Source organism: Flavobacterium supellecticarium, assembly GCF_004801375.1.
In the GTDB taxonomy this organism is placed as follows: Bacteria; Bacteroidota; Bacteroidia; order Flavobacteriales; family Flavobacteriaceae; genus Flavobacterium; species Flavobacterium supellecticarium.
In genome coordinates, this window is sequence record NZ_SSNZ01000004.1 from 144,927 (window position 1) to 166,229 (window position 21,303).

Consider the following 21,303-nt stretch of genomic DNA (forward strand, 5'->3'; position numbering starts at 1 on the left):
CGTATTTGCTAATATTTAAGCCATTTGTATAATTCTTTCCAGGTTGGTTTTTTACCGTACATCAGAATTCCTACTCTATAAATTTTGGAAGCAAACCAAACTACCAGTAAAAAGGTTCCGAATAATAGGGTAATCGAAATGACCAATTGCCACCATGGCACACCAAACGGAATCCGCATTAACATTACGATTGGCGCGGTTAACGGTATAATCGAAAACACGGTAGCCACGGTTCCATGCGGATCGTTCATCACCGTAAAGAATCCTACATAAACCCCTAACATCATCGGCATAATAATTGGTAAAAGGAACTGCTGCGAATCCGTTTCACTGTCGACGGCAGCACCGATAGCCGCATATAGCGAGCTATATAAAAAGTAGCCCCCGATAAAATAGATCACAAAACAACTGATCAATGTACCCAAAGGCAGGTTTAATATTTCTTTGATATAGGATTGCATGGTTCCGCCCATTTCCTGTTGCGCTGCATTAATCATTTCCGGATTGATCGAAGCCTGCGCTCCGGTCTGTACTCCAAAAAAGGAAGCAACTCCAATCAATAATGTGATACCCACTATTGCCCAAATCGTAAACTGTAGAAGTCCCGCCAATGAGTTTCCGATAATTTTACCGAGCATCAACTGGAATGGTTTTACCGACGAAATGATAATTTCTATAATACGGTTGGTTTTTTCTTCGATTACACTGCGCATTACAAAGTTACCATAAATAATGATAAACATCATGATCAGGTAGCCAAAGGCCGAACCAATTACGATTTTGATCTCGTTAAGTCCTTTAATGCTATCCTCACCCGAAAATTTTGTCAGGTGAATGCTGGCATTGGTTTTGGCTTTTTCGATTTTATCATAATCAAACCCCAGTTCTTTCAGATTGTTCTGTGTTAACTGATGATCAATTACTTCTTCCATACTCATGATAAAATCCATACTTGGACTGTCGTCTGAGATATATTCAACCTTAGTCAGCAATTCTTTTGGGTTGTTTACTTTCGGAATGTAGATCAATCCTTCATAACTTTTACTGGCCGTATCTTTTGCGACCTGTAGTGGCATTGCCGACAAATCGACATAGATCGTTTTTTTGGTGTCCTTGAAATCGTTTTTAAAGATTCCGGATTCGTCATGTATCGCTACTTTTTTGACTTCTGCATTGTTCATATTGACCAAATAGCCAATCAGGAATGACATTCCCACGATTAGCAACGGACTCAGGAACGTCATCACGATAAATGATTTATTACGCACCTTGGCGATAAATTCTCTCTTTATGATTAGGGATAAAACGCTCATTATTTACGGCTTACAGTTTGAATAAAAATATCGTTTACACTTGGTATTTTTTCCACGAAATGGGTTACCTGTCCATTTTGGGTTAAAATGTTCAACAACGCATTCGGCGTTCCGTTTCCGAGTTGTACTTCGAGTTTTAACTCGTCGTTAAGTGACTTAAAATTGGTTTGCTCGAGCGTAAATTGCTGCGTCAGTTCGTACATCAGCCGTTCGATATTATCGGATAAAATCCCTACTTCGAAAGCATTGGTACGGTGTTCTTTTTTCACGTCGATCAGTTTTCCTTCGATCAGTTTGTTAGATTTATGAATCAGCGCAATATCGTCGCACATTTCTTCCACACTTTCCATACGGTGCGTTGAAAAAATAATGGTGGATCCTTTTTTCTTTAATTCGAGGATTTCGTCTTTGATAATATTGGCATTCACCGGGTCAAAACCGGAGAAAGGCTCATCAAAAATCAATAATTTTGGTTGGTGCAATACCGTTACCACAAACTGAATTTTCTGCGCCATACCTTTGGAAAGCTCCTGGATTTTTTTGTTCCACCATCCCTGGATTTCCAGTTTTTCGAACCAATATTGCAATTGTTTTTTAGCTTCCGCTTTCGAAAGTCCTTTTAACTGTGCCAGGTATAACGCCTGCTCGCCCACTTTCATGGTTTTATACAAGCCTCTTTCTTCGGGCATATAACCGATATGTTGTACGTGGTGTGGTGCTAATTTTTCACCGTCGAGAATTACTTCGCCGCTATCGGGCATCGTAATCTGATTAATAATCCGGATCAGGGATGTTTTTCCGGCACCATTCGGGCCTAACAGTCCGTATATACTTCCTTTGGGAACTTTTAAAGAAACGCTGTTTAAAGCCGTATAATCACCATATTGCTTGACAACGTTTTTAACCTCTAAGATTGAACTCATTTGATTGACTATAGATTTCTGTAAAAGTAAAAAATAGTTACCAAATAGGATTAATTCTTATAAAAAAACCCACCCCTGATTTTCGCAAGGATGGGAAAAATTGCTATGAAAAAGAAATTCACCAGCCTTAGCTAGTGAATTTCAAAAGTATAACTTTTATAATCATTATGAAAACATGTCCTTAACTTTTTCAAAAAATGATTTATCCGATTTTTCCGGTTTCGGGACAAAGTGTTCGTCTTCCAACATTTTCTCAAAAAACTGTTTCTGTTCTTTGTTCAGTGTTTTCGGTGTCCATACATTAACATGTACCAGTAAATCACCACTACCGTAATTGTTCAGACTTGGGATTCCTTTACCTTTTAATCGCAGAATTTTACCGGATTGTATTCCTTCTTCCAGTTTGATACGTACTTTTCCGTTTACGGTATCGATATCTTTTGAGGTTCCCAAAGCGGCTTCCGGGAAACTGATATACAAATCGTAGTGCAGGTTTTCGCCTTCACGCTTTAATTTTTCGTGCTCCACCTCTTCGATAGCCACGATCAAATCGCCCGGAACGCTGTTTCCACCTGGTGCGTCGTTTCCTTTTCCGGCTACTTTTAACTGCATACCGTCTACTACTCCTGCCGGAATTTTGATCGATACTGTTTCGTCTTCCATGATCATTCCCTGTGCATCGGCATTAGACGGTTTGCCATCGATAATTTGTCCGCTACCACTACAGGTATGACAGGGAGAAGAGGTTTGCATTCGGCCCAGAATCGTATTGGTCACTTTAGTCACCTGACCCGAACCGTTACAGGTTGGACAGGTTTTATAGGTTACCCCTTGCGCCTGAACTTTACGTTTCACTTTGACTTTTTTCTCAACGCCGTTTGCGATTTCTTCCAGTGTTAATTTCACTTTGATACGCAGGTTACTCCCTTTCATACGACGTTGTCCGCCACCGCCACCGAATCCGCCGCTAAAACCGCCGAATCCGCCACCGAAAGCGCTTCCGAAAATATCCCCGAACTGACTAAATATGTCGTCCATATTCATATGTCCGCCACCGCCAAAACCGCCTGCACCGTCGAAAGCTGCATGACCATATTGATCGTAACGTGCTTTTTTGTCAGGATCACTTAGTACTTCATACGCTTCGGCAGCGAGTTTGAATTTTTCTTCGGCTTCTTTATCGCCCGGATTTTTATCAGGATGATATTCGATCGCTTTTTTTCGGTACGCTTTTTTAATTTGCTCCGGAGAAGCGCTTTTATCAATACCTAATATTTCGTAAAAATCTTTTTTCATAAACCAAATTATTCCAATTGAAATACTCCGAAGTCACTAAAAATGCCTCCGGAGTTTCTGTTTTTTAAGCTTTATTGTCCTACCACTACTTTTGGAAAACGGATAATTTTGTCGCCAAGTTTGTATCCTTTTTCGATAACATCCACAATTTTCCCTTTTAATTCTTCCGACGGTGCCGGAATCAGGGTAATGGCTTCTGCATAATCCGCATCAAAAGCATCACCTGCTTTAAGTTCTACTTCTTCAAGACCTTTCGACACTAATGTCGATTTTAACTTATCATAAATCAGCGTCACTCCTTTTGTCAGGTTTTCGTCACCAAGGTTTTTTGCGATTTCCGGCAAAGCTCTGTCAAAATCGTCCAATACCGGCAACATTGCCTGTAAAACTTCCTGATTGGCTGTTTTAAACAGATCCAATCGTTCTTTAGAAGTTCGTTTTTTATAATTTTCAAACTCCGCAAACAATCGTAGGAATTTGTCTTTTTCTTTCGCTATTTCTTCCTGCAATTGTTCTTCAACAGTAAGTTCCGGTTGTGGAATCCCCTGATTTTCTGCTACATTTTCACCTTGTGCTGTTTCTTTTTCTATGTTTTCAGTATTTTCCTGGCTCATATTTTTAAATATTTTCTTGAACATTTTTCAGTTTATATCGCTAATTTGGGTTGCAAAAGTATTGCCAAATATTTAAAAATGTCAATTTGTCACCCAACTATTTTTTAAAAACCGTTATTAACTGCAAAAAAGACAAGGTTTTACCGGCCTTTCAAAGGTCATTTACCTCCAAAAAAAGCACAATAAAAATGGCTTTTTAGTGCGATTCGTAATAGAAATTTAATATAATTTTAAGAATTTATTCGTTTCGTTTCGATAGATTTGTGGAAACTAAAAATTTATTTTTATGAAAAAAGGCATTTTAAGTTTATTTGTTTTAGCGACTTTGTCACTGGCTTCCTGCAAAAAAGAAACAACCAATGAAGCAGAGATTAAAGAAACGGTAGAAGCTCCTGTTACGTCAAACGAAGCCGTAAAGTTTAATGTCGATGCCAAAGCATCTTCCATCAACTGGGTAGGTAGCAAACCAACCGGAAAACATACCGGAACGATCAACATTAAAAATGGTGAACTATATGCCAAAGATGGTGTTATTGAAACCGGAAAGGTTTTTATCGACATGACATCAATTGCCGTAACCGATTTAAAAGGTGACGAAAAAACAAGTTTGGAAGGTCATTTAAAAGGTCTTGGAAAAGAAAGCGATGTGGATCATTTCTTTAACACCAAAAAATATCCGGAAGCGGTATTTGAAATTACCAAAGTAACCGAAGAAGCCGGAAAGAAAATGGTTGAAGGTAACCTGACGTTAAAAGACATCACGAAAAGTGTGAAATTCCCGGCCTCTATTACTGCCGATGCCAACGGTATCAGCATCGAAAGTGAGCCTTTTACAATAAATCGAACATTATGGAATGTAAATTATGGATCCAAATCTGTATTTGACAATTTAGGAGACAAATTTATCAATGACGATATCGAATTAAAAGTTAGCGTAAAAGCAACAAAATAATTATTACTTCATCTTACAATTATGCTACGGAGTGCTGAATATTTTCAGCACTTTTTTTATGGTCGTAACAGATTATCCAATGCTTTATCAAGGAATTTGTATTTAAACTGAAATCCATTATCCAGCGCTTTTTGCGCACTCACCTTCTGACTTTCGAACAACAATATATGCATATCGCCCAAAATGAGCTTCATCATAAAACGAGGTGCATTTGGCAGAATCACCTCTTTATTTACCGCGTCGGCGATTGCTTTTATCATTTCCTGACTCGTTACCGGATTGGGCGCAACGGCATTAAAAACACCATTCCAGTTGTTTTCCATTGCAAAATAAATCATATCGGCCAGATCGTGAATATGAATCCAGGACTGAAATTGTTTACCGGAACCAAAACCGGCCGCCATTCCCATTTTAATTGGTTTGAGCATTTCCATTAAAACGCCACCCTGATTGGACAGCACCAATCCAAAACGGAGTTTGCATACATTTATATTGAGTCGACGGAATTGATCGACAGCATCCTCCCATTTAAGCACAACATTCCCAAGAAACGTATCGCTTACTTCTTTCGATTCTTCACTATATAGCACGGTTTGGCTATCCGGATAAATTCCGATAGCGGAAGCACTGATAATTTGTCGGACCTGATTTGGGTTTTCTTTGAGTACTTTATACAAAAGATTGGACGACAAAATCCGGCTTTCAATAATTTCTTCTTTATAGGCCGAAGTCCATCGTTTTGAAATGGAAGCACCTGCCAGATGTACGATTACATCCACTCCCAACAAGCAGTTTTCATCTATAATACCCTGTTCCGGATTCCAGAAAAACCCGTGGTAACAGGATTCTTTTTCAATTTTCTTCCGGGAAGTAGTGAGATAATGAATCGCAATACCATTTTGCAACAGCAACGCAACCAATTCCTTACCTACTAAACCGGTAGCTCCTGTAATTAATACTTTCATACACCCTTTCTTTTTCAAAAACACCGACAACAATAAAGCTTACACTCTTTTCATTTTCAGCATTTTATTACAAATTTAAACGCTATATCGGGAATATAAAAGTTATTTAAGTTAGGTTTAACGTAGTAAAATCAACCTTAAAAGATTACTTAATCCGTACACTCCATTCAAACTCCATTTCCGATACCTGATCTCCTTTTTCGTCTCTTCCGATTGATTTCATCCAAAAAGTTTGTCCTTCGCCGGTTGCAATGGTATTTTTAATTGCCGCTTCGATCAGATGACCATCGTTGCAAACAAACGTAATTCGGCCTCGTGCTTTTTTTGAAAAATTACCTTTATTATTCGCAACAAGCATCGAAATCTTTTTTCCGCTAAGCTGAATCTGGTACATCACCAAAGCACCGGTAGTCAATTCGGCTGCCATTGCCTGAACGGCAAAATACATCGAATTAAACGGATTTTGATTGAACCAGCGATGCTTGACCGTTACTTCACAGGAAACTTCCGATATCTTTCGCACACGTACACCACTCCAAAAAGCCGATGGTAATTTAAAGAACAAGAAGGTGTTTAGTTTTGAAGGTGTAAATTTCATAAAGCCTTATTTTTCTATAAAAATACAAAAAATACTATGCGCTCATATAAAAATTTAAAAGTTACCTTACCCCCTTTTTTACAACCCCCTTTTTTTTTCAAAAATTAATCCATCGTCTTTAGTTCCCACAAAAATGTATTATATAATGACATCCTTTAGAAACAAGACATGTACAATTTCAATACACTATTGAAAAACAAAACAAACAAATAAGACTATTCCATTTTGTCTTATATATGAGCTGAGTTTTCCCTTTTTAATACAAAACCCTTATTCTACTATACTTAACGAGTAGATAATGCGATTTCTCCGATTTTACAATTGTTAAAAAAAAGTTAAATTAATGTACTATGTAATACAAGATACCATCCTTTAGATATATATTTGCATAAGAAAATAATAGCTAATCAATAGTATTATAAAAACGAGAATCAATCATCAATCAAAAAACAATAGTAGTATGAACGCAACAACTAACGAAAAGAACACCGCGACGATCATGCATCTAAGCACCTTAAGTCAGTATTTTATTCCATTTGGGAATTATTTTTTCCCGATATTAATCTGGGCTTTTAAAAAAGACAAATCCGAATTTGTGGATTACAATGGTAAACAAACCCTTAATTTCCAATTAAGCATGTTGTTATACTCTCTAATCCTATTATTACTATCGGTACCGATATTGTTGTATACGATTTTTAAAAACATTTCATTCAGCAACTTTGACGGTAGCGACCTGATTATCCGCGAAATGTCGACAGCCAATGTTTCCGGAATCGTAATTGTAGCCGCAATTGCCGCACTGCTATTCTGCTTTTTAAAAGTAATGGAATTTTTCCTGGTTATTTATGCCGCGGTAAAAAGCAGTAACGGACAGAAATACCATTATCCGTTAAGCATCAACTTTTTAAGATAAAAAAATCAATCATCAATCACATCATCAATCATCAATCAAAAAATGAACAGTTTAATCACAAAAAAGAAATTCTATGAACATTGAGAACACTAAAGCTCAGATGCGCAAAGGAATTCTGGAATTCTGCATCCTCTCCGTGATCAAGGAAAAAGATGCCTATACATCCGAAATTCTGGACACCCTAAAAAACGCAAAACTACTCGTTGTGGAAGGTACCGTATACCCCTTGTTGACCCGGTTAAAAAACGACGGATTATTAAACTACCGTTGGGAAGAATCGACCTCCGGGCCACCGAGAAAATACTATAGCCTAACCGAAGAAGGACACGAATTTTTAAAAGAATTAAATAGTACCTGGACAGAACTATCTGATGCAGTAACCATTATAACCAGCCAAAACCAATAGCCATGAACAAAACAGTAAGTATAAATTTAGGAGGTTTTTTCTTTCATATAGATGAAGACGCCTTTCAGAAATTGAACCGATACTTCGATGCAATCAAGCGCTCCTTATCCCCAGATGGCCGGGACGAAATTATGAATGACATCGAAAGTAGAATTGCAGAACTTTTATCGGAGAAACTTTCGAGCGACAAACAAGTAGTAAGTCTAAACGAGATCGATCAGGTTATCGCCGTAATGGGCCAGCCGGAAGATTACCGACTGGAAGACGATGCAGATACTCCGAAACAAACCTATACAACCTATACCACAAACGGTTCCAAAAAATTATACCGTGACAAAGAAAAGGGAATGCTTGGTGGTGTCGCCGCTGGTTTCGGGCACTATATCGGACTGGATCCGCTTTGGTTACGAATTATTCTGATCTTATTAACATTAGCCGGATTTGGAGCCGGAATTGTAGCCTATATCATTTTATGGATCCTGGTTCCGGAAGCAAAATCAACAGCCGAGAAACTGGAAATGACCGGAGAACCGATCACGATATCGAATATCGAAAAGAAGGTTCGTGAAGGCTTTGGGGAAATTACCGACAAGATCAATAATCTTGATCATCAAAAAATAGCCGATGAAGCCAAAAGTGGTGCTACAAAAGTCGCTACCACTATAGAGGATGTTTTCCTGGTAATTTTTAAAGTATTTGCCAAAGTAATCGGCGCTATAATCGTGATCTTTTCCTTAATGGGATTAATCGGAATTGTGGTCACCTCCTTTATGATGATTTTTACCGCAGCGATTCCAAACTCTCCTTTCTTTGACTTTATGAATGCGTTTAACTATACCGATATGCCGATGTGGTTATTGGGTCTGCTAACCTTTTTAAGTATTGGAATCCCATTATTTTTCTTCTTCCTGTTAGGATTAAAAATTCTGGTAAACAACCTGCGATCTATTGGAAATGTAGCGAAATTCACCTTATTGGGAATCTGGATTATTTCATTGATCATGTTGATCTATTTAGGAATCCGTCAGGCGACAGAAGTTGGTTTTGAAGGCAAAGTAGTCGAAAAAAAGAATATTGATTTAACCGTTAATGACACCTTACATATTAAGATGCGTTTTAATGATTATTTCTCCAAAACAGCCGATAGCGACACCGAATTCCGATTTGCGCAGGATTCGGCACAAAACGAGGTCATTTATTCCAACAATATTGAAGTCCATATACTAAGAACGTCGGAAGCACCTTATGTTCAAATCGAAAAAGTAGCCGGAGGACATTCGTTATCCGATGCGCGTAAAAGAGCTGAAAAAATCAAATACAACTTTGAAATTAAAAACAGTACCTTATTCTTAGACAACTATTTACTGACTGGTATTGCGAATAAATACCGTAACCAAAAAGTTAAAGTATACCTATATCTTCCGGAAGGTACCATTATCCATCCGGGTGAAAATGTAGACGATTACCTGGAAAACAATTATTCGAATTATTACCTGCAGAGTGGCAATGATCAATACCACTACCGTGTTGAAAAAGAAGAATTAAAATGTCTGGACTGCCCAATAGATGAAAATGAAGAATGGAACGAAGATGACGCCGACAGTACCAATACTACAACAACCGTAACCATTAACGGTAAAGGGGTTCAGATTAAAGAAAATTCGAAAAAAGAAGTAACCAAAAGTGTTGAAGGTGTTGAATTGCGAAAAGATAAAATTATCATCAACACCAAATAAATGAATTGCGGTAAAGTCGGCCAATTCGAACGTCGGCTTTACCGTTTCAAAAAGAGCATCAACCAACCCTCAAAAACGAATATTATGATCAAATTAGCTGTTCATTTTGCAAAAGTAGTGATTGCCGCTGCGGCAGCATTACTATTCGGTTCCTGCAACAATATCAACATGCCTAACTTTCAAAAAGTTGACGGTGACGGGCATGTAACCACTCAAACGCGAAATATTACATCAAACTTTACCGCTATTTCGGCTTCCCGCGGCTTGGAAGTTATTTTGGTACAAGCACCGGAAACTAAAATAACCGTTAAAGCCGATAGCAATTTACAAAACCACATCAAAACCGAAATCGTTGAAGGGGAATTGCGAATTACTTCCGATGTAAACATCCGAAATGCGGAATCGAAAACCGTATATGTAGCCCTTCCCAAACTCGATTCTTTTCAGGCCTCAAGTGGTGTAAGTGTGAGCAGTTCCAATGTGCTACGCAACAATACGATTGCATTTTCATCCAGTAGTGGTAGTAGTATCGACGTAAAAGTAAATGCCGAAACTATTAGTTGTGAAAGCAGTAGCAGTAGCGAAATAAAAATTAAAGGAAAAGCAAACCGCCTGGAAACGGATTCTTCCAGTGGAAGTAGCATCGTTGCGGACAAGCTTACCGTAAAAGATGCCACCGCAGATGCCTCAAGTGGCAGTAGTATTGTACTCAATGCTATGCAAAGTCTTACTGCTGAAGCAAGCAGTGGCAGTTCGGTTTCCTATATCGGAAGTCCAAGCCTTTTAAAAAAGAAAGTCTCATCCGGTGGTAGTGTGTCACCTTACTAATAAATCAGAAGCATCGCCATCGCGGTGCTTTTTTTTAGGATTAATTTAAGGCAATCAACTGTGGAAATAGCCGGCGCGCAGCTATTTTTTACCTAAATTTGCGTTTCAAATTCAAATAGTTCATGAAAAAAACGATTTTATTATTTGCCCTATTGCTTACAGCAACGCTTACATTTGCTCAGAAAAAAGAAAAACTAAAAGGTTCTAAAATTGTAACCGTTACGCAGAAAGATGTTGAAAAATTTGAAAGTCTGGAATTTGAAGATAATCTTGAAGTATTTCTGGTAAAAGGAGACAAACAGGCACTGGAAATTGAAGCCGACGACAACCTTCACGAATCCATCAAAGCCGAAATGTACGGCAGTACCCTGCGTGTTTACACCGACAAAGACATTTCGAATGCCAAAAAACTAAGCGTTCGTGTTACCTATACCAACGATTTAAAAATGATTTCGGCTAAAAATGAAACCAAACTAAACGCTTTGGCCGATTTACAATTGGATAACATCACGGTAAAAAATTTCGATTATTCGAAATCCTATTTGAATGTAAAATCATCTTCTTTTACAATTTTGCTTAACGACAAAAGTAAAGCCGAATTAAACGTAAAAGCCGAATTCGCCGCTTTTGAGTTAAGTAAAAATGCTGATTTAAAGGTTTTAGTTGCCGCTGCAGAGTCTAAAATTGACTTATATCAGAAATCCACCGCAACGATCGAAGGTGATTCCGGTATTTCTAAAATCCGATTGGATAATAATGCGACCTTAAACGCGAAGAAATTTTCGGTAACCGATATGGAACTGATCACCGAATCGTATACCACGTGTACGGTAAATGCACTTAAAACGATTAGCATCTTTGCCACCGGAAAATCCGAAATTCAGTTATTCGGAGCACCAAAAGTCGACATGAAGAATTTTGCCGATAACGCGACCTTATATAAGAAACAACAATAAATAAAAAAGCTCCTCTAACGAGGAGCTTTTTTTATATCGAAAAGTGAGCGTTGCTTACTCTTTTGAAGCCAAATATCTTTCGGCATCCAAAGCTGCCATACATCCTGTCCCGGCTGCTGTAATCGCCTGACGGTATACATGATCGGCTGCATCACCGGCTACAAAAACACCCGGTACATTGGTTTTAGACGTTCCCGGTTCGTTGATGATATATCCGGTTTCATCCAGTTGGATATACTCTTTAAAAATATCGGTATTCGGTTGGTGACCAATTGCTACGAAGAATCCGGTAACCGGAATTTCTCGTAGTTCTCCGGTAGTTCTGTTTTTCACACGAACCGCCGTAACCACTTGTCCGTCGCCAATTACCTCATCGGTTTCGGTGTTTAACAGGATTTCGATGTTTTCGGTTTTACGAACACGATCTTCCATGATACGAGACGCACGGAATTTTTCGCTACGCACCAACATTGTCACTTTACGACACAATTTAGACAAGTAATGTGCTTCTTCACAGGCACTATCACCGGCTCCTACGATAATCACATCCTGATTGCGGTAGAAAAATCCGTCGCAAACCGCACAAGCCGAAACACCACCTCCTAATTGCAGGTATTTTTGTTCGGATGGTAATCCTAAATATTTAGCAGAAGCACCGGTACTGATAATTACCGTCTCACAATGGATTTCTTTGGTATCGTTGATCCAAACTTTATGTACCGGTCCGGAAAAGTCCACTTTTGTAGCCCATCCGTCTCTAACATCGGTACCAAAACGTTTGGCTTGGTCCTGTAACTGTACCATCATTTCCGGTCCGGTTACACCATCCGGATAGCCCGGAAAGTTTTCCACTTCGTTGGTTGTTGTTAATTGTCCGCCCGGTTGTGTTCCCTGGTATAGCACCGGATTCATGTTTGCTCTGGCTGCGTAAATCGCTGCAGTATAGCCCGCAGGTCCCGAACCAATAATCAAACATTTTACTTTTTCAATGGTATCTGACATAATTCTGTTTTTATTTTTTTAGCGATAGCAAATGTAAGCCTTAATTAAAAAAGATGTACACAAAATAGATCAGTTTTAACTATGCCAAAATAAAAATGATTTATTTTTTAAAAAGGTTTTGCAATTTAAAATTAAGTTCTATATTTGCACCCACAATAACAGACCGCACGGGGTGTAGCGTAGCCCGGTCATCGCGCCTGGTTTGGGACCAGGAGGTCGCAGGTTCGAATCCTGCCACCCCGACAGAAAGCTCTAACGAAAGTTAGGGCTTTTTTTGTATTATAGTTTTCTAAATGGTGAACGGTTATCGCGTCCCGATTGCAATCGGGAAGATCGCAGGTTCGAATCCTGTCACCACGACAGAAAGCTCTAACGAAAGTTAGGGCTTTTTTTGTATTATAGTTTTCTAACTGGTGAACGGTTATCGCGTCCCGATTGCAATCGGGAAGATCGCAGGTTCGAATCCTGTCACCACGACAGAAAGCTCTAACGAAAGTTAGGGCTTTTTTTGTACTATAGTTTTTCTAACAGGTGAACGGTTATCGCGTCCCGATTGCGATCGGGAAGATCGCAGGTTCGAATCCTGTCACCACGACAGAAAGCTCTAACGAAAGTTAGGGCTTTTTTTGTATTATAGTTTTTCTAACAGGTGAACGGTTATCGCGTCCCGATTGCAATCGGGAAGATCGCAGGTTCGAACCCTGCCACACCGATAGAAAGCTCTAACGAAAGTTAGGGCTTTTTTGTATTATAATTTTTCTAACAGGTGAACGGTTATCGCGTCCCGATTGCGATCGGGAAGATCGCAGGTTCAAATCCTGCCACCCCGACAGAAAGCTCTAACGAAAGTTAGGGCTTTTTTTGTATTATAGTTTTTCTAACAGGTGAACGGTTATCGCGTCCCGATTGCAATCGGGAAGATCGCAGGTTCGAACCCTGCCACCCCGACAGAAAGCTCTAACGAAAGTTAGGGCTTTTTTTGTTTTTGGACTTTATATATTTTACTATCCTATAGAATTTAATATTTTCATTAATAAATATTTTTCTATTTTTATATCTTATTTCAAGGAATAGCCATGATGAGTTTCGTAAAAAAGAGGTTATCTGAAATACCTTAAAAATCCGTAAATGAATACGACACAGAAAGGAAATGATTTTGAGAATAGAGTATTTTTTTTAATAAATGACTTATTAGAAAAAGATGAGTTTACAGTACCTGGAAAACGAAGCCGTATTCATCAGAAAAAAGGATACTATTCAGAAAATAGAAAAAATGAAATCATAACCGATATCTCAATAGAAACTTTTCTTCCTGGCGCTACTGAATATTCAATATTGAATATTATTGAATGTAAATTCTTAAATAAGAATGTCGCAATTGATGATATTGAAGAATTTGATTCAAAGCTTAACCAAATAGGGAGACATAATTCTAAAGGTTTTATAGTTTCAAATAAAGGCTTTGCTAAAACTACAATTAATTTCGCAAAATCACTAAAGATTGGTTTACTCAAAATCAAAAGCAATAACGAATTTGAATGGATTAACTATCGCAAAAAGTATGAGACAATTGATTTTGAAAATGATGAAACTGAACCTTTTTTAGCAAAAGTCGGAAACAAGATATGCAATAACATTGCTGATTTTTTACTTGCAATTAAGGCAATCGACTTTTACAATCAGAAAGATAAATTTTTAACTGTAAAATTTTTGACTGCTGATTATATTAAATCTATAGCTGACAGAATACTAAAATATGATGTCACAAACTATGGTGTACTTGATACTAAAAAGTTGATACAATTTATCAATGAAAAATATTTGATTGAAATTCAATTTGAAAGACTTTATCCAATTATGGGAAAAGTTGAATTTGATCCATTAAAAATAGTCATTGATACCACACTAGATGAGCACAGACAGAGATTTACATTATGTCATGAAATCGGACATTTAGTTTTACATAAAAAAATATTTGAAAATAAAATTAAAAAAAAGGAAGACAGTGAATACACATTGTCACTGAACAATACAATCACAGATTTAATTACACGTAGAATTGAGATTCAGGCTAATATTTTTGCTAGCTATTTATTATTACCATCTGAACACTTTCAACTCGAAGTTTTTAAGTTTTTTATTAAAAACAAAATTTCTAAAAATTACATTCACTTAGACAAACAACCCATTAATCAATTATTGGCTACCCAGTTAATTTCTGAAATGAGTAATAAATTTAACGCATCACAAGAAGCTGTTAGATTACGACTAATCGACACTAATTTACTAAAAGACACAACAAGGTTTTCTTATAGAAGTTTATTAGAACACTCTAAAATCTAGGTTCTCTAACAAACAGCGTATTTAATAAATCGCAAATTGTTGATGATTGAACTTTTTCAAAACTAAGAAAGCTTCTTTTAGTTGAGAGAATTCTACTCCTAGTTTCCGCTGCTCCTCAAATGCATGTAACGTTAGTTACAATATTAACAATACGTTGTTAACAAGCTGCATTCAAAAAACAATCACTTGATTTTCAAAATATCCTATCTTTGAGTTTTAATAAAAAATGATAGAGTATTTTTTAAAAAATAAAGAATGGATTTTTTCTGGAGCAGGAATTTTTGCACTAGGACTAATAATTCAATACTTCAACCGAAAGAAACATTATACTGATAACAATTCACAGCAAAACCATTTAAAAGCAGAAAAAATCAACTTTTCTCAAACTATTGTAAACAATTCTTCGATAGGAAAAACTGAAACTAAGAGTTCAATTAAAAAAGTTTCAAACCCAATGCTAAAAAAAATAAAAGAAGAATATTTCAGTGAGAAAAATATAAAACGTAATTACTTAATAACCAAACTTGCAAAAGCAAGAAATGAAAACTCTATCGTAGAAATACGAACCATTACTGACGCTGCAGAAGAAGCTTATGGCTGGAAGCATAGTGATACTGTAGCTGAACTAGAAAAACTTGAAGAAGAAGGATTAATATGGTTTCAACTCAAAGATAATGAAATGCTTTCTCCTTATACAAGAATAAGACTTACAGAAAAATATTTTTCAATCATTGATTAAAAAACACTTTAACTAATAGTGGTCTAACGCAATAATTTGTTTCATTTTCTTTCTTTAAATTTTACATATCCTTAAAAACCTAATTCTCAAAACTGCTTTGAAAAAGATTTTAATCCTTATTGCACTTTTGTCTTTCGGTTTTGTCTTTGGTCAAAATGAAGTTACGACAAACAACCCGACAGTCGTTTTTCCGGAGATCCATGATTATGTAAATGATTATGATGATATCTTATCCCTTTCGCAGGAAGTAACCCTTAAAGCCTATGCAAAAGAACTGGAAAAGCAAAACAATATTGGAATCATAATCGTAACCGTTCCTTCCATTTCGCCGTATACCGACATCTATGATTACTCATTAGACCTGGCTAAACAGACAACATTTGGTTGCATTGTCATTGTCGTTTGCAAAAATATGCGCGCCCTTCAGATACAAAACTGTGATGCCATCGTATCCAAACTGACCGATGAAGAAACGAAATCCATTATTGATCATTATATTATACCCGAATTAAAAAAGGGGAATTATTTTACCGGATTGGAAAATGGAATTCGTGAAATAAAGAAAGAATTACAATAAAGTCCTATTCGATGCTAAAAAAACGATATAGAAAAGCACAATTTATAGTCGAGCTCATTTTACTTACGATAATCTTTTCCTTATGCATTTTAATAGGATTCGAAAGCCAAAACCTCGATTTAAAGGAAGCTGACAAAATTACCAGTATTGTAGCAGACCGGGGAATTGATTCCGAACGCGGAATTAAAGGAAAAACAGCCAAAATATTCTATATTAAACTTAAAAATCTCGATCAAAGGCTTACCGTATTTAGGACGTTTCGAAACTATGACACGTTTGTTCAAAAAATAAACATCGGAGATACGGTAACGGTATATTATTACAGCCGCATATATCCGAAAAAAAATATTGATTTTACGCTGCTACAGCTCGAACGAAACAGGATTATTTTAATTCCCAAGTCCAAATATGAAAATAAAGAAAGTCTTGGGATTTATGTCGGCATTGGAGGACTCATCGGGACCTTTTTGTTTTTTATCTATAACCGAAAAAAGCACTTTAGATCCCGAAAAAATCCGGCTACTATTCGTTTAACCAAAGACCAACCGGTTTGATTGTTTAAGCATTTATTCATACCATCTCATAACTATATTCATATGAAACTAAGTATAGGTCTCGGACTCCTATTGCTATCATTAGGCTCCTGCTCCAACAAACAAAATACAGCGATAACTACCAACCAAAAAAACAACTTTATCAAAGAACAAGACACCTTGTATACACTTACAATTGATGCGAGTGGAAACACCGTTGCAATTACCGCTCCTGACCGGAATTTTGAACTTCCCGATAGTACGGCTCAACTTTTTCCTTATAAACTAGCGGACTTTAATAACGATAAAAAAGAAGATGTGCTGGTTTATATGGGCGCCTGTGGAACGGGAGGTTGTATGTATGGTTTATTTTTAAAGCAATATGCGGATCGGTACCAATTAGCATTTATGGACTATCTGAAAAATCCGGAATTCGAAAAAGACAAAAATGGTCAATTACTTATTAATTCGTACGAAGAAGCGGAAGCCTTTAACCCATCTAAGCTACACGTATCCGTTTTTAAATTTGATCCAAAAACATATTCCTATATACCAGACACAACCTATGTCTATCAAAACAATTCGTATTAATACCAGAACAAACCCTTAATTACCAGTAAGACCGCTATTATAGCTTGTTCGAAAAGGATACGAAACACATCATAAAAGCAAATCCGGTAAAATCATTTTTTTTCGATCCATAATGCCAAACCTCATCATACTAAATCCGGTTGCAAACCGTTTACTAACCATAACCTAACCACAAAATATTTATCATGAAAAGAAAATTTTTAAACATCCTTGCTTTATCTTCGATACTCACCCTAATCGGTTTTTTAATGGATGGCGATGCAAAAGAACCTAGTATGCTACTCCGATTTACAGAATTTTTCGGAATGGTGGGCATTATTTTTTTATTGGTTTCGACATTCTATTTTGGCTCCGGATTGGTCTATAAAACGATTCGAAAAGCATAATACGCTCATACAAAAACAGCCTTAAAGCAATTGCTTTAAGACTGTTTTTCAATTTGTCATATTTGTTATTACAACTCCTTCACCAGTTTTTCAACGGCACGTCTAAAGTTGCGAACCGCTATCGGGAGTTTTTCGGTTGCGATTACATAGTCGTCGATGCTAATCGTCTTCTCAAATTCCGGATTCCCGAATGCCAGAACCAGTTTATCCTCATTTTTATTTCCGGTGCTATAAAAACTGTCCCAATCAGCGGTTAGCAACTCCTGCGGAACAGTATTGATCAACTCTTTAGCTTTATTCCATTTCTCCAACGAAAGCGGCTTTCCTTTAAAAACATAACCTTCCGGTTTAAACCGTTCCGAATGCCATACTTCCCGGGTATCGGCCCATAATCCGGTATCGGTTACTTTGTAGATGGTATAGGAACCCCGGTAATCGCCACTTTTAAAAATACCGAAGATGAGGTAATCCGTATGGATTCCAACAGCATCAGTACCGCTTTCAATCGTATATTTTTTAGATGCTCTCTGAAAAACTTCTTTTAACAACTGTCGGATAACAGTTAGATGTCCCAACAAAACAATTGGAACGATTACGGTTGGCAACCAGCTAAACGGAAAATTTAAAATCGCAATATTCGGTTGATCAAATGCTAGTTTTTGTATCGGTGAGGGTGTAGAAAGTACGGCGCAAATCACAATATTCAGCAAAAGCCCCAGGCTTACAAAATTCCAGATTAGAATAGCACGTCTGCTGATTTTTGGTTTTGTAAACCCAAAATATCCAACAATCGGAGCTGTAAACCCGGCCAGAATATCAAAATTTATTCCGCTAAACGTCATGAGCTCCGGAATTGTTTTGTTCACAAAAAGCCAATATAGAACAATTTCAACCGGGATTCGAATCGTATTCAAATAGGTTAAACGCTCCAGCGATAAGCTATCGATAAATTGCCGTCCTTTTACCGTGGCAAATAATAACACGATACTCAATAACATCGGAAAAATCCCAAACAACATAATTTTAGGAGGAAAAGAATCGGTATCCGTATTATAGATATCATACCGAGTCAAAACAGCCTGAACAAACATCCATAGAAACAAACTCAATACAATCCATTTTCCCTTTTTACGCGTCGCTTCCGAACACTGCATTGTCCAGCCAAAAAGCAATATCGTGATTACCGTAGTAAGACCGAATGTTAGCGGAATATATTGTGCTAAATGCTCCATAAAATCATTTTTAGGTGCCGATTTTAAAATTTGAAAGTTAGCTTTTATTTTTTACATCTTACATCTTACAGGTTTTAAAAACCTTCAGGTATTGTTAACTGCGTTGGTATTTCTTCCGTGTAGTATCGATAGTGATCGTCAATTTATTTTTTTCCTGTAAAATTTTAATTCTTTTTCCCTGTTTAAAACCGAGTGCTTCGAGCCACTTTCCTTCCAGTCGGATTTCCGGAATCGCCACTACGCCATAGCGTCGATCCTGAAACTTACGATAAATTTTTAATCTTCTATACTTCTTCATTGTCATATAATTATATGACAAATATAAATAAAAAATTGAAGTGTCATATTTCTATATGACACTTTTTTCAACAAATTAATTGAACTTTGACACATGACACGAGATATCTTAAAAAAGAAAATCGGCCAGCGAATCATAGAATTACGCGAAAATAAAGGTTGGAGCCAAGCCGACTTGGCACGTGCTTGCAAAAAAGATAGACAAACTATTGAAAAACTTGAAAATGGGAAAGTCAATCCTACGCTTTATACTTTATTGGAAATCGCTAACGCTTTGGAAGTTTCCTTATCAAAATTAGTTAACATCCACTAACACAACTTTTAGAAATATACAGTTGATCCTAGAATTCAGATGCCTAAAAAAAGCCGCTAATCGCGGCCTTCTTCGTTAAAGTCTTTCACAATGCTTACAAAGTGGTTTCCCTCCGGTTCCCTCTCTTCGGTTTTCTTTTTCGATGTTGTTCCCTTCTGTACAGCTGGTATTGTTGTGATGTACATCACGATGAATACTGTGAAATGCTGTTGTTTTAGCCATAATAATACAATTTAAAATTACTATCGCGAAAGGTAACTCATCCTATTTTCAATCCCTTACGGAAAACCACAAACACATATATAAATAACACCTGACAGGTTTTAAAAACCTGTCAGGTGTTGAAGACGCCGAAAGTTTCGATTAGGTATTAATGTGTTTGCTTAACTCTCCATAAAACTAATCCGGGTATTATACATTCCTTTTAAAAAACGTCCGTTCGAAAAAACCGGTTGCCAACGCGGCATTTTTTGGATAATTTTAATGGCCGTTTCATTAAACGTTTCATTATCGCTTTTGATCACTTTTATGTTTTCAACAGCTCCATTTTTATCGATATCCCATTTTAACAGTATACTGGCCGAACTATCCCAATCGCCACTACTCGCATTCGCCAGAAATCTTCGCAAGACCGATTCACCTCCATAGTACATCGTTTTTATCTCCAGAACACTAAAAAAAGCCTCCTGACTTTTGTCATCCAATGCTTTTCCGTTTTCCTGTACCACTTTTCGTTTGTCATTTTCGACTATTATTTTAACCGGAACCGGCTTGGAATCCACATAAAAATTATATTTCCCGGGATCGGTTTTATCCTGTGAAACGATTCGCTGTTCATTCCGGTAATAGTCGACATTGGATACGAAGGCATCGTTTTCCATTTTCATCACGATCGTAATTCCGTTGTCTTTGTCAAACAATTTCCAGACACCCTGTTTCTTACCGTCCTTATCGATACGGTTAATCGTTTCGCCTTCGAATTTGATTTCACTTTGTCCTAATGCGCTGACTGAAATCAGCAGGCATAGTGCCATTGCTTTTAATTTTGTGCTCATTTATTTATTAATTTATCATACTCTATTCCCTTGAAAGCATTCTAAAAAACAGACTTAGCTATTAAATACAAGCGATGTGGTAAAATTCACCCGTACAAACCGTCCGTGCTGAATACCGGGTTGCCAACGCGGCATACTTTGGATAATCCGAACAGCTTCTTCATTTAAAGCACTATTCTCACTTTCCATTACTTTTACATCGTTAACGATTCCATCATTATCGATTGTCCACATTAACTTTACTTTACCCGAATATCGTAAAGTACTCTTTTTTACAGCATTTTCGATAAAACTAACCATCCCCTGCTTCCCCCCGTAAAATATTGGGCGCAACTCCTGAACACCAAAAAAAACTTTTCGCCTCTTCTCATCGAGAACTTCTCCATTATCCTTTACTACTTCAGTTAGCTTATTCCCTTTATCTACTATCGTTACCGGACTCCCTTTTAAATCTTCGTAAAAGGTATACCCTTTCGTTTCTGTGTTATAGGTAAGCACTAAATAATCTTTAAAATAGTACTCGATAGTAGACACAAAAACATCGTCTTTGGTTTTACCGACGATTTTAATACCTCTTTCTGTATCGAACAATTTCCAGACCCCCTGTTTCTTTCCGTCTTTATCCAAATGGTTAATGGTTTCCCCTTCATAATTAACAGCACTTTGCGCAAAAGCCCCCATTCCAACCAGTACACACACGGTTAGCATTTTTAATTTATTGATCATAAAAAT

25 protein-coding genes and 4 tRNA genes are annotated in these 21,303 nt (G+C 37.1%); 17 read left to right on the forward strand and 12 right to left on the reverse strand.

The features are described from left to right. Nucleotides 1-8 precede the first annotated feature (8 nt). From E6C50_RS11270 to E6C50_RS11285, 4 genes are all read right to left on the reverse strand, one after another. The gene (locus E6C50_RS11270) at nt 9-1,313 is read right to left on the reverse strand and encodes an ABC transporter permease (RefSeq protein ID WP_136403332.1); all 1,305 of its coding nucleotides are present in this window, start codon (nt 1,311-1,313) and stop codon (nt 9-11) included. Then, nucleotides 1,313-2,236: an ABC transporter ATP-binding protein gene (locus E6C50_RS11275; protein WP_136403333.1), complete on the reverse strand. Its 924-nt coding sequence runs from the start codon at nt 2,234-2,236 to the stop codon at nt 1,313-1,315. The genes E6C50_RS11270 and E6C50_RS11275 overlap by 1 nt, the downstream gene beginning before the upstream one ends. 165 nt (nt 2,237-2,401) lie before the next feature. Then, nucleotides 2,402-3,532, reverse strand: coding sequence for a molecular chaperone DnaJ (gene dnaJ / locus E6C50_RS11280; protein WP_136403334.1), 1,131 nt, complete (start codon nt 3,530-3,532; stop codon nt 2,402-2,404). Nucleotides 3,533-3,603: 71 nt separating this feature from the next. Next, complete coding sequence (locus E6C50_RS11285; protein WP_394346697.1) at nt 3,604-4,146, reverse strand: nucleotide exchange factor GrpE; 543 nt, start codon at nt 4,144-4,146, stop codon at nt 3,604-3,606. Between the two features lie 286 nt (nt 4,147-4,432). On the opposite strand from E6C50_RS11285, the gene E6C50_RS11290 reads away from it, so the two are divergent. After that, nucleotides 4,433-5,098 carry a YceI family protein gene (locus tag E6C50_RS11290; RefSeq protein ID WP_136403336.1) on the forward strand — a complete coding sequence of 222 codons (666 nt, stop codon included), beginning with the start codon at nt 4,433-4,435 and terminating at the stop codon, nt 5,096-5,098. 56 nt (nt 5,099-5,154) lie between these two features. Here E6C50_RS11290 and E6C50_RS11295 read toward each other — a convergent pair whose 3' ends face one another. Together E6C50_RS11295 and E6C50_RS11300 are read right to left on the reverse strand one after the other, a co-directional pair. Further along, complete coding sequence (locus E6C50_RS11295) at nt 5,155-6,063, reverse strand: TIGR01777 family oxidoreductase (protein WP_136403337.1); 909 nt, start codon at nt 6,061-6,063, stop codon at nt 5,155-5,157. Nucleotides 6,064-6,208: 145 nt separating this feature from the next. Next, nucleotides 6,209-6,661, reverse strand: coding sequence for a DUF4442 domain-containing protein (locus E6C50_RS11300; RefSeq protein WP_136403338.1), 453 nt, complete (start codon nt 6,659-6,661; stop codon nt 6,209-6,211). A gap of 460 nt (nt 6,662-7,121) precedes the next feature. Between E6C50_RS11300 and E6C50_RS11305 the strand changes: the two genes are divergently transcribed. The 5 genes from E6C50_RS11305 to E6C50_RS11325 all read left to right on the forward strand — a co-directional run bounded on the left by E6C50_RS11305 (nt 7,122) and on the right by E6C50_RS11325 (nt 11,503). Further along, nucleotides 7,122-7,577 carry a DUF4870 domain-containing protein gene (locus E6C50_RS11305; protein ID WP_136403339.1) on the forward strand — a complete coding sequence of 152 codons (456 nt, stop codon included), beginning with the start codon at nt 7,122-7,124 and terminating at the stop codon, nt 7,575-7,577. Between the two features lie 73 nt (nt 7,578-7,650). Beyond that, a complete protein-coding gene (locus tag E6C50_RS11310) occupies nt 7,651-7,983 on the forward strand; it encodes a PadR family transcriptional regulator (RefSeq protein ID WP_136403340.1) in 333 nt (110 codons plus the stop codon). 2 nt (nt 7,984-7,985) lie between these two features. Next, the gene (locus tag E6C50_RS11315; RefSeq protein WP_136403341.1) at nt 7,986-9,719 is read left to right on the forward strand and encodes a PspC domain-containing protein; all 1,734 of its coding nucleotides are present in this window, start codon (nt 7,986-7,988) and stop codon (nt 9,717-9,719) included. Nucleotides 9,720-9,803: 84 nt separating this feature from the next. Further along, a complete protein-coding gene (locus E6C50_RS11320; protein WP_168732789.1) occupies nt 9,804-10,547 on the forward strand; it encodes a head GIN domain-containing protein in 744 nt (247 codons plus the stop codon). Between the two features lie 122 nt (nt 10,548-10,669). Further along, the gene (locus E6C50_RS11325) at nt 10,670-11,503 is read left to right on the forward strand and encodes a GIN domain-containing protein (protein ID WP_136403343.1); all 834 of its coding nucleotides are present in this window, start codon (nt 10,670-10,672) and stop codon (nt 11,501-11,503) included. 54 nt (nt 11,504-11,557) lie between these two features. On the opposite strand, the gene trxB is transcribed toward E6C50_RS11325, so the two are convergent. Next, complete coding sequence (gene trxB, locus E6C50_RS11330) at nt 11,558-12,505, reverse strand: thioredoxin-disulfide reductase (protein WP_136403344.1); 948 nt, start codon at nt 12,503-12,505, stop codon at nt 11,558-11,560. A gap of 168 nt (nt 12,506-12,673) precedes the next feature. Here trxB and E6C50_RS11335 point away from each other — a divergent pair. From E6C50_RS11335 to E6C50_RS11365, 10 genes are all read left to right on the forward strand, one after another. Beyond that, nucleotides 12,674-12,748, forward strand: a tRNA-Pro gene (locus E6C50_RS11335). 49 nt (nt 12,749-12,797) lie between these two features. After that, nucleotides 12,798-12,862 (forward strand) — tRNA-OTHER (locus E6C50_RS17650). 55 nt (nt 12,863-12,917) lie between these two features. Beyond that, a tRNA-Ala gene (locus E6C50_RS17655) sits at nt 12,918-12,979 on the forward strand. 56 nt (nt 12,980-13,035) lie between these two features. Continuing rightward, nucleotides 13,036-13,097, forward strand: a tRNA-Ala gene (locus E6C50_RS17660). Nucleotides 13,098-13,633: 536 nt separating this feature from the next. Further along, nucleotides 13,634-14,848, forward strand: coding sequence for an ImmA/IrrE family metallo-endopeptidase (locus E6C50_RS11340; protein WP_136403345.1), 1,215 nt, complete (start codon nt 13,634-13,636; stop codon nt 14,846-14,848). Between the two features lie 226 nt (nt 14,849-15,074). Next, a complete protein-coding gene (locus E6C50_RS11345; RefSeq protein WP_136403346.1) occupies nt 15,075-15,587 on the forward strand; it encodes a hypothetical protein in 513 nt (170 codons plus the stop codon). 97 nt (nt 15,588-15,684) lie between these two features. Then, complete coding sequence (locus E6C50_RS11350) at nt 15,685-16,164, forward strand: TPM domain-containing protein (protein ID WP_168732790.1); 480 nt, start codon at nt 15,685-15,687, stop codon at nt 16,162-16,164. 11 nt (nt 16,165-16,175) lie between these two features. Then, a complete protein-coding gene (locus E6C50_RS11355; protein WP_136403348.1) occupies nt 16,176-16,718 on the forward strand; it encodes a hypothetical protein in 543 nt (180 codons plus the stop codon). A 42-nt stretch (nt 16,719-16,760) separates the two neighbouring features. Further along, nucleotides 16,761-17,288, forward strand: a complete 528-nt coding sequence (locus E6C50_RS11360) for a hypothetical protein (protein WP_136403349.1) — start codon at nt 16,761-16,763, stop codon at nt 17,286-17,288. Nucleotides 17,289-17,473: 185 nt separating this feature from the next. After that, nucleotides 17,474-17,674 carry a hypothetical protein gene (locus tag E6C50_RS11365; RefSeq protein WP_136403350.1) on the forward strand — a complete coding sequence of 67 codons (201 nt, stop codon included), beginning with the start codon at nt 17,474-17,476 and terminating at the stop codon, nt 17,672-17,674. Nucleotides 17,675-17,742: 68 nt separating this feature from the next. On the opposite strand, the gene E6C50_RS17850 is transcribed toward E6C50_RS11365, so the two are convergent. Together E6C50_RS17850 and E6C50_RS11375 are read right to left on the reverse strand one after the other, a co-directional pair. Further along, complete coding sequence (locus E6C50_RS17850; RefSeq protein WP_211089539.1) at nt 17,743-18,906, reverse strand: hypothetical protein; 1,164 nt, start codon at nt 18,904-18,906, stop codon at nt 17,743-17,745. 94 nt (nt 18,907-19,000) lie between these two features. Then, entirely contained in the window at nt 19,001-19,204 is a 204-nt protein-coding gene (locus E6C50_RS11375; protein WP_136403351.1) for a SymE family type I addiction module toxin, read from the reverse strand. A gap of 93 nt (nt 19,205-19,297) precedes the next feature. Between E6C50_RS11375 and E6C50_RS11380 the strand changes: the two genes are divergently transcribed. Continuing rightward, a complete protein-coding gene (locus E6C50_RS11380) occupies nt 19,298-19,516 on the forward strand; it encodes a helix-turn-helix domain-containing protein (RefSeq protein WP_136403352.1) in 219 nt (72 codons plus the stop codon). A 75-nt stretch (nt 19,517-19,591) separates the two neighbouring features. Here the strand turns inward: E6C50_RS11380 and E6C50_RS17665 are convergent, their stop codons facing one another. The 3 genes from E6C50_RS17665 to E6C50_RS11390 all read right to left on the reverse strand — a co-directional run bounded on the left by E6C50_RS17665 (nt 19,592) and on the right by E6C50_RS11390 (nt 21,297). Continuing rightward, nucleotides 19,592-19,738, reverse strand: a complete 147-nt coding sequence (locus tag E6C50_RS17665) for a hypothetical protein (RefSeq protein ID WP_168732791.1) — start codon at nt 19,736-19,738, stop codon at nt 19,592-19,594. 161 nt (nt 19,739-19,899) lie between these two features. Next, nucleotides 19,900-20,571, reverse strand: a complete 672-nt coding sequence (locus E6C50_RS11385) for an energy transducer TonB (RefSeq protein WP_136403353.1) — start codon at nt 20,569-20,571, stop codon at nt 19,900-19,902. A 54-nt stretch (nt 20,572-20,625) separates the two neighbouring features. Further along, nucleotides 20,626-21,297, reverse strand: a complete 672-nt coding sequence (locus E6C50_RS11390; RefSeq protein WP_168732792.1) for an energy transducer TonB — start codon at nt 21,295-21,297, stop codon at nt 20,626-20,628. Nucleotides 21,298-21,303 lie beyond the last annotated feature (6 nt).